12 protein-coding genes, 7 tRNA genes, 2 rRNA genes and 1 pseudogene are annotated in these 14,401 nt (G+C 29.1%); 3 read left to right on the top strand and 19 right to left on the bottom strand.

The features are described from left to right. Window positions 1–288, top strand: a pseudogene (locus tag LGK95_RS20355) (type IA DNA topoisomerase); the annotation flags it as partial. A gap of 197 nt (window positions 289–485) precedes the next feature. On the opposite strand, the gene LGK95_RS20350 reads toward LGK95_RS20355, so the two are convergent. The 3 genes from LGK95_RS20350 to LGK95_RS20340 all read right to left on the bottom strand — a co-directional run bounded on the left by LGK95_RS20350 (window position 486) and on the right by LGK95_RS20340 (window position 2,288). Beyond that, window positions 486–872 (bottom strand): methyltransferase domain-containing protein, encoded by a 387-nt coding sequence (locus tag LGK95_RS20350; protein WP_226126736.1) that lies wholly within the window; start codon window positions 870–872, stop codon window positions 486–488. A 399-nt stretch (window positions 873–1,271) separates the two neighbouring features. Further along, window positions 1,272–1,943, bottom strand: a complete 672-nt coding sequence (locus LGK95_RS20345; RefSeq protein ID WP_226126735.1) for a helix-turn-helix domain-containing protein — start codon at window positions 1,941–1,943, stop codon at window positions 1,272–1,274. A 156-nt stretch (window positions 1,944–2,099) separates the two neighbouring features. Then, window positions 2,100–2,288: a helix-turn-helix domain-containing protein gene (locus LGK95_RS20340; RefSeq protein ID WP_226126734.1), complete on the bottom strand. Its 189-nt coding sequence runs from the start codon at window positions 2,286–2,288 to the stop codon at window positions 2,100–2,102. 218 nt (window positions 2,289–2,506) lie between these two features. Between LGK95_RS20340 and LGK95_RS20335 the strand changes: the two genes are divergently transcribed. Next, a complete protein-coding gene (locus LGK95_RS20335) occupies window positions 2,507–3,025 on the top strand; it encodes a helix-turn-helix domain-containing protein (protein WP_226126733.1) in 519 nt (172 codons plus the stop codon). 131 nt (window positions 3,026–3,156) lie between these two features. Beyond that, window positions 3,157–4,320 (top strand): tyrosine-type recombinase/integrase, encoded by a 1,164-nt coding sequence (locus LGK95_RS20330; RefSeq protein WP_226126732.1) that lies wholly within the window; start codon window positions 3,157–3,159, stop codon window positions 4,318–4,320. 107 nt (window positions 4,321–4,427) lie between these two features. Here LGK95_RS20330 and LGK95_RS20325 read toward each other — a convergent pair. From LGK95_RS20325 to LGK95_RS20250, 16 genes are all read right to left on the bottom strand, one after another. After that, window positions 4,428–4,504: transfer RNA gene (locus LGK95_RS20325), tRNA-Arg, on the bottom strand. Between the two features lie 251 nt (window positions 4,505–4,755). After that, window positions 4,756–4,846: transfer RNA gene (locus tag LGK95_RS20320), tRNA-Ser, on the bottom strand. A gap of 30 nt (window positions 4,847–4,876) precedes the next feature. Beyond that, window positions 4,877–4,967: transfer RNA gene (locus LGK95_RS20315), tRNA-Ser, on the bottom strand. A gap of 122 nt (window positions 4,968–5,089) precedes the next feature. After that, window positions 5,090–5,180, bottom strand: a tRNA-Ser gene (locus tag LGK95_RS20310). A gap of 30 nt (window positions 5,181–5,210) precedes the next feature. Continuing rightward, window positions 5,211–5,301, bottom strand: a tRNA-Ser gene (locus LGK95_RS20305). A gap of 180 nt (window positions 5,302–5,481) precedes the next feature. Further along, window positions 5,482–6,759, bottom strand: a complete 1,278-nt coding sequence (gene serS / locus LGK95_RS20300; protein WP_226126731.1) for a serine--tRNA ligase — start codon at window positions 6,757–6,759, stop codon at window positions 5,482–5,484. 66 nt (window positions 6,760–6,825) lie between these two features. Then, window positions 6,826–7,101, bottom strand: a complete 276-nt coding sequence (locus tag LGK95_RS20295) for a DUF1667 domain-containing protein (RefSeq protein ID WP_226126730.1) — start codon at window positions 7,099–7,101, stop codon at window positions 6,826–6,828. Window positions 7,102–7,104: 3 nt separating this feature from the next. Then, complete coding sequence (locus LGK95_RS20290) at window positions 7,105–8,502, bottom strand: NAD(P)/FAD-dependent oxidoreductase (protein ID WP_226126729.1); 1,398 nt, start codon at window positions 8,500–8,502, stop codon at window positions 7,105–7,107. A gap of 148 nt (window positions 8,503–8,650) precedes the next feature. After that, window positions 8,651–11,374: a UPF0182 family protein gene (locus LGK95_RS20285; RefSeq protein ID WP_226126728.1), complete on the bottom strand. Its 2,724-nt coding sequence runs from the start codon at window positions 11,372–11,374 to the stop codon at window positions 8,651–8,653. 5 nt (window positions 11,375–11,379) lie between these two features. Next, window positions 11,380–12,543 carry a DUF362 domain-containing protein gene (locus LGK95_RS20280; protein ID WP_226126727.1) on the bottom strand — a complete coding sequence of 388 codons (1,164 nt, stop codon included), beginning with the start codon at window positions 12,541–12,543 and terminating at the stop codon, window positions 11,380–11,382. A 49-nt stretch (window positions 12,544–12,592) separates the two neighbouring features. Then, on the bottom strand, window positions 12,593–13,108 hold the full coding sequence (locus tag LGK95_RS20275) for a transcription repressor NadR (protein WP_226126726.1): 516 nt from the start codon (window positions 13,106–13,108) through the stop codon (window positions 12,593–12,595). 115 nt (window positions 13,109–13,223) lie between these two features. After that, window positions 13,224–13,718, bottom strand: a complete 495-nt coding sequence (locus LGK95_RS20270; protein ID WP_226126725.1) for an HD domain-containing protein — start codon at window positions 13,716–13,718, stop codon at window positions 13,224–13,226. A 105-nt stretch (window positions 13,719–13,823) separates the two neighbouring features. Beyond that, a tRNA-Ala gene (locus LGK95_RS20265) sits at window positions 13,824–13,899 on the bottom strand. A 3-nt stretch (window positions 13,900–13,902) separates the two neighbouring features. After that, window positions 13,903–13,979 (bottom strand) — tRNA-Ile (locus tag LGK95_RS20260). A gap of 8 nt (window positions 13,980–13,987) precedes the next feature. Beyond that, a 5S ribosomal RNA gene (rrf, locus tag LGK95_RS20255) occupies window positions 13,988–14,104 on the bottom strand. Between the two features lie 194 nt (window positions 14,105–14,298). Continuing rightward, window positions 14,299–14,401: ribosomal RNA gene (locus tag LGK95_RS20250) — 23S ribosomal RNA — on the bottom strand; the annotation flags it as partial.

The raw sequence follows: 14,401 nt of genomic DNA, 5'->3' as shown, positions 1-14,401 counted from the left end.
GAGATATTGGATAAGCTCAATATAAACATGAGTAAAGAGAAAACTGTTGAAGTTGGTAAAGAGCTTAAACAAATATATATAAATAAATTGAAAATTGAAGATGTTGTATGTAAGGTTAAAAATGAGCTTTTTGAAGTGATAAATAAAAGTTCAGATGTAGTTATAGAAAAAATTAACACAAAAAATATTATATGCAAATGTCTAATTTGTGGTGGAGATATAGTAGAAAATGCTAAGGCATATGGTTGTAATCAGTGGAAAGAAGATCTCATCAATATCTTCAATTAATAATTGTATATTATATAGCAAGTCTCTACCGTTTTCACTATACATATTAAAATAATTATTTATTATCTTTAGATCTTTGGAGAAAATAAATTTTGTTTAATATATTTTTTCACAAATAATTGATTCTCTAACTTATAAAAATCATTTTCAATATTCACATTAAAGTTAAGCTCAAGCCACTCTTTGTGAAACCATCTCTATTCTTTGCAACTAATACAGAAAGCATTCTCATCTGCTATTCTAGTAATTTCACTTATAATTTGTTCTTTATTAAAAATAAACATTAATAGATAATTGCACATTATTATATTATATTTATTTCTTAATGGGATCCCCTTGATTAAATCAGCTTGTACAAAATTGAATTTATTTATATCTATTTCATTAAATTTATTTATGTCTACAGCTGTAATGTTTTCAAATCCAAGTTTATCAAGATAATAAATATTTCTTCCTTTGCCACAACCTAAGTCTATTATTTTATTATTTAGATTTATATCATATATAAATTTATTTATAAAAAATCTCGTGTAGTCACTTCTACTTTTAGAAGAGCATTGAGGGCATATCCTTAAATCTTTCATATTGTCACCTTAATTTAGAAATATTTTTATAGTTATATGCGGACAAAAGTACACAAACCAATTAAAAAAGCAAATTCTTTGCGTTCGCTTACGATTTTTTGTTGCTATTTGGTGTTCTTTTGTCCGCCTATTTTCTAAGTACAACTTCAAAGTTGTACTTATGTTGAGGATACTATGTTCGTTATGTAAAAATGCCATACATTTTGACTACAATACACCATGATTAGTGTAATTGTATAATTTTTATAGGTATATTTAATAATTTTAGTGATTATTTGAATATGTTGAAGTTTGTTAATCACCTTTAATATCAAACATCATTGTTTAAAAATATATTTGCTATTTAAGCGATTTCAACTTCCTTAATATTGGTAATGATTTATCAATAAAATCACTCCTTTAGTTAAATTGTTTCATTCTTGACCAACTGTCTGCAACTTGTCCTTCTTTAAGAATACAAGTATTGATACTATTTTCTTTGCACCATGTATTTAAAACACGATAATGATTTTTATATTTTTTCCCTTTACCATTTATTATATAATTATCTAATCCATCGATATTTTTATGGACAACGTCTTTACTAAATCTATTAATTAACTTCTCATACTGCTCTTTAGTAATTTTTACTTTATCAATAACATCATCAATAAATTTTAGACTTATATATATAGTATTTGTATTAGTATTTGTATTAGTACTTGTCGTAGGTACATTTTGTACATAATCTTTAGGTACAATTTGTACCTTACCTTTGGGTTCATTTTGTACATTAGGTACTTTAGGTACATTAGGTACTTTAGGTACCTTACCTTTTAATATATAGTAATGGTTTTTTTGCTTAACCGTTTCTTTTTTTATATACCCTTTTGCAACTAACGAATTAATTATTTTTATAACATACTTGATATGTGAATATCCTAAAAGCTTTTTTAATACTTCAAGGCTTGGATAAGCATATCCTTTTAATTTATTGTCAAATCTAATTAAATAAATTAATGATAATATTTCCATATGATTTAACTCTTCATTTTCTAATAAATCATTATCTATTATTGTATACCCCGCCACTTAATCACCTACTTTTTTAGTACAACTCAATGCAATTTGTATTAATTATATAAACTCTTAACCACACATTTTAAGGTATTTTTATAAATTCGTCCTGTAACTTTGTAATTTTCACTATGATTTTTTTTGATTTAGCCAAAATTGATCACCTCCAAACTATTTTTTTGAGCATTGATTCTTTGCCCATTCCCCTAATAATTCACGATTCAAAAAATATTTATTCCCCATTTTAAAGGCTGGAAAATCTTCTCTTTTTAATAAGTCTTCATACATTCTGTTTCTGCCTACTCCCAAAAACCTCATTCCCTCTGTTGGATCTATTAATATTGTCTTTAACTCTCCCATATTTTTAACCTCCTATTAGAATATTTCCTGTACTGGTATTTCTAAAACTTCTGATATTTTTTTAATCACTAGAATACTTGATACTTGAATTAGTTTATTTTCATATCGCAAACTTTAGCTTCATATTACAATTCATATTGCAAACTGTCAATAGCTTTTGTAAATTTAATTTGCATATTGCAAATTAAATTGTTATTATTATATTGGGAGGTGTCATTATGAATATTGGTAAAAATATAAAACAACTAAGAATTGAAAAAGGTATTTCTCAAAAAGAATTTGCTAGAATTTTAAATAATATGCCCGTGTCAACTTTAGCAAATTATGAAAATAATCATAGGGAACCGAATATAGAAACCCTAACTAAAATAGCAACCGCTCTTGGAGTGTCAATTAATGATTTAATTGAAAAGATCAGTTTTGAAGGTGAAACTTTAGAAGAAATAACATCACAAATAAATAGAAATAAATTAATATCAGAAACAAATAAAGAACATTTAATTGATATTCTTCAACCTCAAATTAAAGTACATCAAACTCCCCGTGAGATTAGCGATGAACGAGCTTTAATTTGTGTAGAAGAATTACTTGATTACGCCAAATGTAATTTTTCCCGAGATACGAATGATCTGATTGCTATTAAGAATGCTGTATGTATTACACTAAAACTTAAAGTCGAGGAATTAAAAAATGAACGGACTATAGTAAAAGAACACCTCAATATAACATTGAAATGATTTTATGAAGTGCATATTTTGAAAATCGGAGTACGTTATCACTGTATACCTAGTAAGGTTTGTTAAAACTAATTTAAGGAAACAAAAAATATTTACTCAAATTTAAACCTAGCAGTTAAAGAGGTGATCAAGTGGCTAAAACAGTATACAAGAAAAAAGTAAAAAATGATAAAGAATATTATTTTTATAGACTAAGACACAAGAATTTAAAAAATCCTAAAGATATATATGCTGCAACTGTTAAAGAACTTGATGCTAAAATAAATGCTCTAGTAAAAGATCTGGATAACGGCATATCTAAAAATAAAGAATTTCTTGGAGTATTTTTTAAGGATTGGTTATACAATGCCCATTTATTAAACAAAAAGCCTTCTACTAAACAAAGATATGATAGTATTTATAGAACCTATATAGAAAACAGCTCTATTTATACCATAAAATTAAAGGATTTATGCCCCTCTGATATACAAATCTATTATAATGAGTTAATATCTAGTGGCAAAAGTAACGCCGCGATAAAAATGCTTCATAAGCTCGTAGCTCCATGTATTAGATATGCTTATGATAATAATAGAATTATAAAAGACTTTTCCCGGGCAATCATAATCCCTAACGATGACGAATATAAAAAACTAAGCAAAGTTAGTGAGGTAAAACCTTTTAGTTTAGATCAACAAATAAAGTTTTTTGAAGCTATCAAAGGACATGATCTTGAAGTGTTATTTATTACTGCTCTCGATACTGGTTTAAGACAGGGCGAATTATTTGCCCTTACTTGGAAAGACATAGATCTAGATAATGCTTATATCAATATTAATAAATCATATAAAACCGTTAGGAATATAGAAACTGGAATATATGAAGGTATAGTACAAACCCCAAAGACAAATAAGAGTATTAGAACAGTTCCTATACCAGAACCTTTAGTAAATAAGCTAAAACAATATAGGCTATCTCAAATGGCTTTAAAACTAAAAATGGGCAATTTATATAAAGATAACAGGCTAGTATTTTGCAATATGTTTGGAAAGTATTTAGATAGCGGAAATGTATTAAAAAGATTTAAGAAAGTGCTAAATGAAATGGATTTACAAGACATGAAATTCCACGATTTAAGGCATACCTTTGCTACTAGGTTGTTTGAGTTAGGCGAAGAAGCAAAGACAGTACAGGAACTACTAGGACATAGCAATATCTCTATTACTCTAGACACTTATACCCATGTATTGGATAGTATGAAGAGAAAAGCTGCACAAAAATTAAATGATTTATATCAATCAATGGGGGTAAAATAACCCTCATTTTTTTATTTATAAAAACCAATAAGGGGCAAAAAAGAGGGCAAAACTTTATTTTAGGGCAAAGCTAAAGCCTTACAAACTTAGTGCTTGTAAGGCTTTAGTGGTGCGTCGGACAGGAGTCGAACCTGCGACCAACTGGTTCGTAGCCAGCTACTCTATCCAACTGAGCTACCAACGCATAAACATCATTACTATAATAGCATATTATATGTTAATAGTAAAGCAAAATAAAAAGATATTGTTTATAACACTAAATTGCTCTCAAATTAAAATCAAATACTTGTATCTCTATTCTATATGCATCTATACTCATGAATAAATATTTATATAAAAAATTATCTATTACATATTTGGCTTTAATAAAATAAAGTAATAAATTAACTATTTGCATGATAAAATAAAAAACACCTAACTATTGTTAGATGTTTTTGGTGGAGAAAGAGGGATTTGAACCCTCGCACCAGTTGCCCAGTCTATACCCTTAGCAGGGGCACCTCTTTAGCCACTTGAGTATTTCTCCATGGCTTAATTTTATGTCTTTATATAAAAATGGTGGAGGAAGTGGGATTCGAACCCACGGTACGCTTTCACGTACGTCGGTTTTCAAGACCGGTGCCTTAAACCAACTCGACCATCCCTCCATGTCTTAACGACAAGGTTCATTATATCAGCATATTTATATCATGTCAACATATTTCTTGAATTTTCTCACTTTAATTTGATTTATCAAAATAAAAAACACCTAACAATTGTTAGATGTTCTTGGTGGAGAAAGAGGGATTTGAACCCTCGCACCAGTTGCCCAGTCTATACCCTTAGCAGGGGCACCTCTTTAGCCACTTGAGTATTTCTCCATGACTTAATTTTATGTCCTTATATAAAAATGGTGGAGGAAGTGGGATTCGAACCCACGGTACGCTTTCACGTACGTCGGTTTTCAAGACCGGTGCCTTAAACCAACTCGACCATCCCTCCATATACAACAACAAAATTTATTATATCAGCATAAATATACTCTGTCAACATATTTATAATTTATTATTACATTATTATTATTCTTTCATAATTTATAATAAATGAACAACTTAATATTTAATATTAGAGTCGTTCATTTATACTTATTATAATGTAAATTTAATAATTGACTAACTTATTTTAAATTGATTTATGTCCTCCCATATACTTTAATAAAACCGTAGGTATAGTTACTGATCCATCTTCATTTTGGTAGTTTTCAAGTACTGCAGCTAAAGCTCTTCCCACAGCTACTCCTGATCCATTTAGTGTATGAATATACTTAGCTTTATCCTTTTTATCATCTTTATACCTAATATTTGCACGCCTTGCTTGGAAATCCTCAAAATTACTACAGCTTGATATTTCAACATACTTATTATAACTTGGCATCCAAACCTCAATATCATATTTAAATGATGCTGTAAATCCTAGATCACCTTTACATATCTTAACTAGTCTATAAGGTAGACCAAGTCCCTGTAATACAGATTCTGCATCTACAACTAATTTTTCAAGTTCTGCATAAGAATCTTCAGGCTTTGTAAATTTAAGTAATTCTACTTTATTAAACTGGTGTTGCCTTATAAGTCCTCTTGTATCTCTTCCTGCTGAACCCGCTTCTTGTCTAAAACAAGCACTATAAGCTACATGCTTTATTGGAAGATCTTTTCCATTTAATATCTCATCTCTATAAATATTTGTAACTGGTACCTCTGCTGTAGGTATTAAGAAATAGTCTGTATTTGCCACTTTAAAAGCATCTTCCTCAAACTTAGGTAATTGACCCGTGCCAATCATACTTTGCCTATTAACCATATATGGAGGCAATATTTCAGTATATCCATTGTTATCCACATGAAGATCCAAAAAATAGCTTATTAATGCTCTTTCAAGTCTTGCTCCAAGGCCCTTATACACTGTAAATCTTGAACCTGTAATCTTTCCGCCTCTTTCAAAATCTAAAATATCATTATCTATTCCTAGATCCCAATGAGCTTTAGTTGCAAAATTAAATTTTTTAGGCTCTCCCCATTTTCTTACTTCAACATTATCTTCATCTGTATCTCCTTCTGGAACATTTTCATTAGGTATATTGGGAATGCTTAGCATAATATTCTTAATTTTTTCACCCACATCAGACAATTCAATATCAAAGTTTTTAATCTGATCTGAAAGCTTTTTCATTTGCACCATAATTTCTTCTACATTTTCTCCACTTTTTTTAAGCTTTGGAATGAGCGCAGATTGAGTATTTCTTCTATTTTTTAATTCTTCAACCTCCACTAATATATCTCTTCTTCTCTTATCAAAAGTTACAACCTCATCAATCAATGATAACTTAAAGTTTTCCCCTCTATTTTTCATTAATCTTTTTATCTCTTCTGGATTATTTCTTATTCTTTTTAAATCTAACATAACTATTCCTCCTTAAGTATTTTAACTATACTACATCAATTAAGTTATTTTATTATATAAATATATTTATTGATTATTTACTTCAATATTTTTTGTACATATAATATCAACTCCAGTATTAAGTACATTTTTACATACTACGTCTCCTATTTTAATAGGTGGACCTACGTGTATTCTACTTAATGCTTTTGAGCATTCAATCCATATTTTCTTGTCAAGAGGTTTACTACTTTTTACTGGAACGACCTTACATAAGTCAGAACCTTTTATTCTAACTAAAGTGGTTAATACTGCTTCCTGTTCATTATGATTACAAGTAATTTCTTCTACCAAATAATTCATCCCCTACATACTATCAAATTCTTTTATTCTATATAATACAATATTAGAATTTTTTGAGTCCTTTGCTATCTCTTTCATATCTTTATTGGTTTCTCTTGCTAAAATAGAAACAACTTTATTTAAACAATGAGCACCTTGACAGTTTCCAAATGCCGCACCTGTTCTTCTTTTAACTCCTTCTACTGTTCTTGCACCTAAAGGTCTCCTTATAGCATCCACTATTTCTCCTTCAGTTACTTTTTCACATCCACATATTATTTTACCATATTTATTGTCTAACTTAATAATTCTTTTTCTTTCTTCATCGCACAATTCTCTAAACTTATAGTACTCTCGCCTTTTATCATTAAAATCTTTTTTGAGCTTACATTTCATCTTGCTCACTACACTTTCACATACAATATTTGCTATGGCTGGTGTCATAGTTACCTGCCCATAGTGTTTCCCTTTAATTTGAATAAGCCCGTCATCTATTCCACTATCATCAATTACCATAGACTCTTCAAAAAAAGGCCAATCTAAAAACATTTTAACATCTATATCATCTACACCACTTGTGATTTTAGATACCCTATTTACTAGTTCTTTATAACTGACATTCTCTTTAATACTAATAGCGGCTACAATGTCGCCTTCCATTGTTGGAAGAGTGTAAATTCTTTCGCCTTTAGAATTCATTATAAATAATGCATGTGAAAATTTTGTTTTTTCATTATTATCTAAAAGTAAATATTTTAATATTCCTTCATTATTATTTACTCCGATTTTTTTTTCATTTACTATACTATAATTTTCTGAAGGAATTGTATTAATTACCAACTTGCTTGTAAATTTATTTTTATTTGTTATAACTGTAAAACCTTTGGATATTTCTTGAATATCTATTACTTCTTCTTCTAATTTGAATTTTACACCGTTATCAAAAGCCACTTCTCCATAAGATAAGGCTAGGTCAAAGGGACAAATTACACCTGTATTTTTAGAATACAATGCTTTTTTTACTTCTACCTTTAAATTTGGCTCCATTTCGTATATGTATTCAGGTTCTAATATAGAAACGTCCTTAATTCCTCTCTCTATTGCTCTATTATATATATTTGTAATTACCTCAACCTCTTCATCATTTTGAGCAATTATTAGTGAACCACACCTTTTAAAGGGAACGTTAAATTTAGCACTTATGATATCCATCATTTTATTTCCCATACGTTCAAGCTTAGCATTTAAGGTATCTTCACTTTCAACACCATCATAAACCATAGCAGTGTTTATTAATGCTACATCGTCGGCTATATCATAGTCTTTTTCAATAACAGCTATATTAAGGTTATATTTTGAGATTTCATAAGCCACTGCACATCCTATTAAACCTCCACCCAAAATAAGTACATCATAATCCATTTTAAACCTCCACCATAAATTAAACTATTTTAACTTAATATTATTATTATATCCTTTTTTTTAACATGCGACGCAATATATTGAATTTATTTTGATAATTTTAATAAAAAGAAGAATACTAATCTATTCCTCTTTTCATAGATATATTTTACTCACTTATTTTATTTAATATATCACCTAATTGTTTTATGAATACTCCGTATTCATCCCATTGTCCATTTTTTTGAGCAGATAATGCTTTTTTATATAAATCTTTAGCAATTTTTATGTTACTAAGTGATTTTGAATCTATAACGTCATTATTTGCAGGGATAGATATAGCCTTTTTATCAGTATAATTAAATATTTGATTTAGCGCCGATTCTATATCATCATCTAATATTATTTTATCTCCATAAGACACTATAACTTTTTTCATCTCTGGTATACTTTTTTCACCTTTAGCCCTAAGATACATAGGTACTACATAAAGCAGCGAATTTTTAATTGGTATAATTAGTGTTTCTCCAAATTGGACTTGTGAACCTTGCGTATTCCAAAGCGATAACTCCTTTGATATTATAGAATCCTGATTTATTTTTTGTTTAAACAATACTGGACTATACACCGTTTGCTTTGGGGGTAATTTATATAAAACCATTTTTCCATAATTATCTTCATCCATTCTTGCACCAAACAAAGAAACCATATTATCTCGCCCCTTAGTGTTGAAGTATTCAAGTAATACCATTTCTTCTTTGTTTTCTTTTGGCAATTTCATCATTAAATAAGAAACTTCACTTTTCTCATTTTTAACATCAACCTTTTCTTGATTAGTCGCTATAGACCATACATCATCTCCGCTATAAAACACTCCAGGATCTATTATGTGGTATTTACCAAGTATCTTAGATTGCAAGCTAAATAATCCTTCTGGATACCTGAAATGTTCTTTTATGCCGCTTGGTATCGGCTCTAAATTTTTAAACAGCTTTGGAAATATCTTTGAATAACTATTTGCTATAGGATCAATTTTATCAACTATATAAAATTGAGGGGTTCCATCCACTGCATCTATAACAACTTTAATTGAATTTCTAATATAATTTACATCATTATGTGGTTGTGAGAAAGGATATTTATTTGAAGTTGTATACGCATCTAAAATCCAATATAGCTTTCCCCCATTTATGACAATGTATGGATCATTGTCATAGGTTAAAAATGGTGCGATTTTTTTTACTCTTTCGACTACATTTCTATTAATTAGTATCTTGCTGTTAGATGTTATATCATTTGATAATAAAAACTTATCGCTTCGTTTATTTATGGCAAATAAAAGTCTGTTTGCTAAATTCATTTTTATACCAGCTTTTCCCTCGTAGCTATTCATTTGATTTTCTCCACCCTTAGGATAATCTAACTCTCCAATCTTTGTATTAACTATACTATAGTCATTAGTGCTTTCACCAAAATATATTCTAGGATTATTTAATTTTATACTTGTTTTGTTTTCGAGAGGTATATTGTTAATAACAAAATCAGGTTGACCTTCACTTGTTACTGAATTTACTTTACTCATAACCACGCCATATCCATGAGTATACACTAAATGTCTATTTTGCCAAGTATTTGAGTTATCTTTTAATGAATCTAAATCAATTTCCCTTGGAGCAATAAATACTTGACTATATTTTCCGTTAATATTGTATCTATCAACATCTATATCATTAAATCCATAATAAAATCTCAAATACTGAAATTGATTATAGAATTCTAATGCTGGTTTATAAGAGTTAATTTTTATATTATCAATAGTATCTTTGTTTGAACTAATGTCCTCTTTAGTTAAGTCATTTTTTATTTCAAATGGTACTTCCTCTATACTATCAACATTAAAAGCTTTTCTTGTGCTATCTATATTGTATTGAATATACGGTTTTTCTAGGGTTTTTTCGTTTGATTGAACTTTAAATTTTTGTACTGAAGTTGAAGTTATGTGTTCTCCGAATATTAATACAGTAATTACAGTTATTGATATAATCATAAGCTTCTTTTTATATGTTAAAAGACTTATAAATGTAATTATAGATGCAATTAGTGATGCTACTGCTATTACTTGATAAAACTTTAAGGTTACATGTACATCTGTATAGCTAGCTCCAAAGACTAGTCCTCTTGGTGAGTATACTAAATTCCAAGATTTTATTAAGTATCCCAAAGATACTAAAAGTAATGTTAATGATAGTAAAACAGCAAGCTGTCTTCCCGCAAATTTAGTTATGCCACTACTAAAATTTTTAATATTTTTAAATATAGAAAAATTGCTTCCTTTATTGGGATACAATATATAATCCCTTATAGTTAGTATTATATATATGATTATGCTAATAATTACTAACCCAACTAGGAGAGTTATAACTGTTTTATATAAAGAGTCTATTAGTGGAAGTTTAAATATAAAAAATGAAATATCTTTTTTAAATAATGGGTCTACAGAATTAAAACTAGTAGCATTTGTAAACTGGAGTATTGTATACCAATATTTAGTCGCAAATCTAAATGAAATTATAAAAGATATTATAATATTTATTAAAATACCAACTTTACGTTCTAAATTTTCTTTATTTTTGTTAACTTCAATAATCTTTTTCCATCTTAGAATGCTGCTTTTAAATGTTTTATAGTATGTCCATAATGCTATATAACTCACTATAAATACTAGCATCATCAACTTTAAAATTGCTGCTAGTTTAGTAAAATATACTGACAAATACCCTACTTCCTTAAACCATTGTATATTTATAGCTAGATTAACTATGTTACCTAAGAAAACTATAATAACTATAATTATTAATAGTACAATAAAAGCTATTGTCTTTTTTCTTCTCAAAAAACTCACCTCTTATCTAATTTTAATAATTTACCTAAATTAGAATATTTTGTTTCGATTGCACCAACTGGGCATAATTCCTGACAACAAAAACACCTAATACATTCATGCATATTCCATTTAGGGTTTAATATATTCCCATTAGGTACCATCTCAATAGCTGCTGGCTTTTCCGGGCAAACCTCCCCACATCTACCACACCCTATACATTTTTCTTTTATAAGTGCTGGGCTTGGTGCTATCATCCCTCTTAGAAAATTAGTTACTCCTGGGCTGATAAAATAGAAATTACCTCCCTTTCTACATAACTTAAAATCCCTTACTTTCATAGTTTCTATGTCTTCACCAAGTATGTTTATATCTCGTGGTAGTACAACTCCCCATTTACTTTCATATGCTTCTTTTAATACAGGGGTGTCTAGAGGGTTATCATAACCTATAATCCTCACGGCAGTAGAATCAACAGCTGTTAAACTTCGCCCCATAATTAAAGTATTTAATTTATATGATTGTCCACTTTTAGGCCCATTCCCTTCCATTGCAATTATACCGTCTAAAATTGCAAAATTAGTCCCAACTGCAGTATTAAGATCTAAAAGCATTTTACAAAAATTATTTGCATTAGGCATCCTTGTATGCCAGGTCGCTTTTTGTGTTCCTGGTACGCAACCAAATTGATTTTTTATAGCACCTGTATAATATGCCATAGCATGTGTTTTAAGTTTTGGTAAAGAAATAACAACATCTGCTTCGTAAGCAGCTTTAGATATGTTCCAAGATTTACATAAAATAGAGTTATCTAGTCTTACATGTACTGATTCCTTAAAGTCCTCAAAACTAACTCCATATTTATCAGCAACCTCCATAAGGCCAGATTTTTCTGCTGCTTTTCTTGAATCCCCAAAGCCAGGAGAATCGCCAAAACTAATATTATTAGAATATTCTTTAATAATTCTAATTACAGCTTCAAAAACAGCATAATGAGTTACTACTGGAGATTCTTTATTTTCAACACTTAACATGTTAGGTTTTAAAAGAACTTTGCTATCTTTTGGTATTAACTTTTTTAAAAACTCATCTCCGCCTAGTAAATCAAAACCCTCTCGCAATTTTTTTTCTAGTAAATCAACATCATACTTAATACATTTTATAAGTGCAATATCTTCCATAATAACTACTCCTTAAAATTAATTGTAATAATTGTACTGTAAGAATTGATTAATCAGATATTAAGTAATTTTTATCTTTTAATTCTTTTATAATACATTCTATTATCTGCTCATTATCTGCTCTTACAGTATGTAGATGTATACCTTTAGTTAAAGATGATAATGGCTCTGCACTGGATTCTTTGAATTTTTTTGTGAATTCTTCAATATCCATAATAGTTTTTATCATAAGCATTGCTCTTATTTCACCATATAAAGAGTGTTCTACTGTTACATCCTCTACTATTCCTCCGAATTTTACAATGCATTCAAGCTCATTGTATATGTCCTCTCTTCTATGTGATACTGCTATTACTCTCCTTACATAATTACTTTCTTCATTAGGTATTAAATAGCCTTCTGGTGTTGCAATTATATTTATTCCTTCTGCTCTTATAATTGCAATATCTTTTACTATAACTTGTCTTGTAACACCTAATTGTTCTGCTAATAACTGCCCCTTATATGTAATGTTATTTTCAGTCAATAGATTTTTAATAAATTCTCTTCTTTCCTTTGAATTCATTTTATCCTCCTATTATTTGTATTTAATTATATTCTATCACTCTTTTTATATTTAATGAATTATTTCCAATATATTAATAAGTTAAAAATAAAAAAAGAAACTATCTACTAGCTTCTTAATTTTTATCATCGCACTCTTTTAGTAAATCTAATTCTATGTCCCCAATTATATTGTTACTATGATGATTTCTTACTAAAAATAAAAATCTGTCTGTGTATTCATATTTTTTTAATAATTTATATCCTATAACTCCATGATTATAATACATATTAACGTTTTTAATTTTTTTACATGCTCTAATCTTTCCCTTAGTTATATTATGTAATATTACCATTATAGATTTATCTATTGGATTCATTCTACTATATATTTTTCCTATATCATGTAACAGCGCAACTTTTACTAGTTCCTCGGATAGTAACTTTCTTTGGTTACATGTTAATTTCACATCCCTAGCTACATTTATACAGTGTTTTTGTTCATAAATAGGTAATTGATTAAATAACTCCAATTCAAAACCTTCTAAATATGTTTCAAGAAAATTTATGTCTTCATTATTAATCTTAGAAACAATAGCTAGATAAAACTGCTTTACTCTATATAGTGACATTGTAAATTTCCTTTCATATTCACATTATATTATTTATTCTATCTTCTAAGTAGAAAAAAATTATATTTTAACGAAATAAAAAACAGTCCATATCGGACTGTTTTCTGGTGGAGATAAAGGGAATCGAACCCTTGACCCCCTGCGTGCAAGGCAGGTGCTCTCCCAGCTGAGCTATATCCCCATATGGTGGACCTTCAGGGACTCGAACCCCAGACCGACCGGTTATGAGCCGGTAGCTCTAACCAACTGAGCTAAAGATCCATATGTTTATCTGGCGACGACCTACTCTTCCACAAGGTTACCCCTGCAGTACCATCGGCGCATTGAAGCTTAACCTTCGTGTTCGGTATGGGAACGGGTGTTACCTTCATGCCATAACCACCAGATTTGTAAAGTATTATCCTTACATTAAAAGTATACCAATCAATAGCTAACTTGTCAATACACTTTATGAGATATTCTCTCAAAATTGCACAGTGAACTTATCTTCTTCTTTTGTCAGAAGCTTATCTTTTCGCTTACGCTCAAAGCCTTGCTTCTTTCTTTCAAAAGAAGTATATCGCATTATTTTATTTATAATTTGGTCAAGCCCTCGACTTATTAGTATTAGTCAGCTGAACATGTTACCATGCTTACACCTCTAACCTATCAACCTGGTGGTCTTCCAGGAGTCTTACTAACTT

The organism is Clostridium algoriphilum (assembly GCF_020443705.1).
Lineage (GTDB): Bacteria > Bacillota > Clostridia > Clostridiales > Clostridiaceae > Clostridium_AD > Clostridium_AD algoriphilum.
Note: the sequence above shows the minus strand (reverse complement) of the source record. Positions and strands in the feature narration are given on the sequence as shown.

Coding starts and splice junctions, on each gene's coding strand:
- LGK95_RS20335 (WP_226126733.1), top strand. CDS start 2,507: ATGAATATTGGTAAAAATATAAAACAACTAAGAATTGAAAAAGGTATT.
- serS (WP_226126731.1), bottom strand. CDS start 6,759: ATGTTAGATTTAAAAAGAATAAGAAATAATCCAGAAGAGATAAAAAGA.
- LGK95_RS20340 (WP_226126734.1), bottom strand. CDS start 2,288: ATGGGAGAGTTAAAGACAATATTAATAGATCCAACAGAGGGAATGAGG.
- LGK95_RS20350 (WP_226126736.1), bottom strand. CDS start 872: ATGAAAGATTTAAGGATATGCCCTCAATGCTCTTCTAAAAGTAGAAGT.
- LGK95_RS20280 (WP_226126727.1), bottom strand. CDS start 12,543: ATGGAAGATATTGCACTTATAAAATGTATTAAGTATGATGTTGATTTA.
- LGK95_RS20290 (WP_226126729.1), bottom strand. CDS start 8,502: ATGGATTATGATGTACTTATTTTGGGTGGAGGTTTAATAGGATGTGCA.
- LGK95_RS20275 (WP_226126726.1), bottom strand. CDS start 13,108: ATGAATTCAAAGGAAAGAAGAGAATTTATTAAAAATCTATTGACTGAA.
- LGK95_RS20270 (WP_226126725.1), bottom strand. CDS start 13,718: ATGTCACTATATAGAGTAAAGCAGTTTTATCTAGCTATTGTTTCTAAG.
- LGK95_RS20295 (WP_226126730.1), bottom strand. CDS start 7,101: ATGAATTATTTGGTAGAAGAAATTACTTGTAATCATAATGAACAGGAA.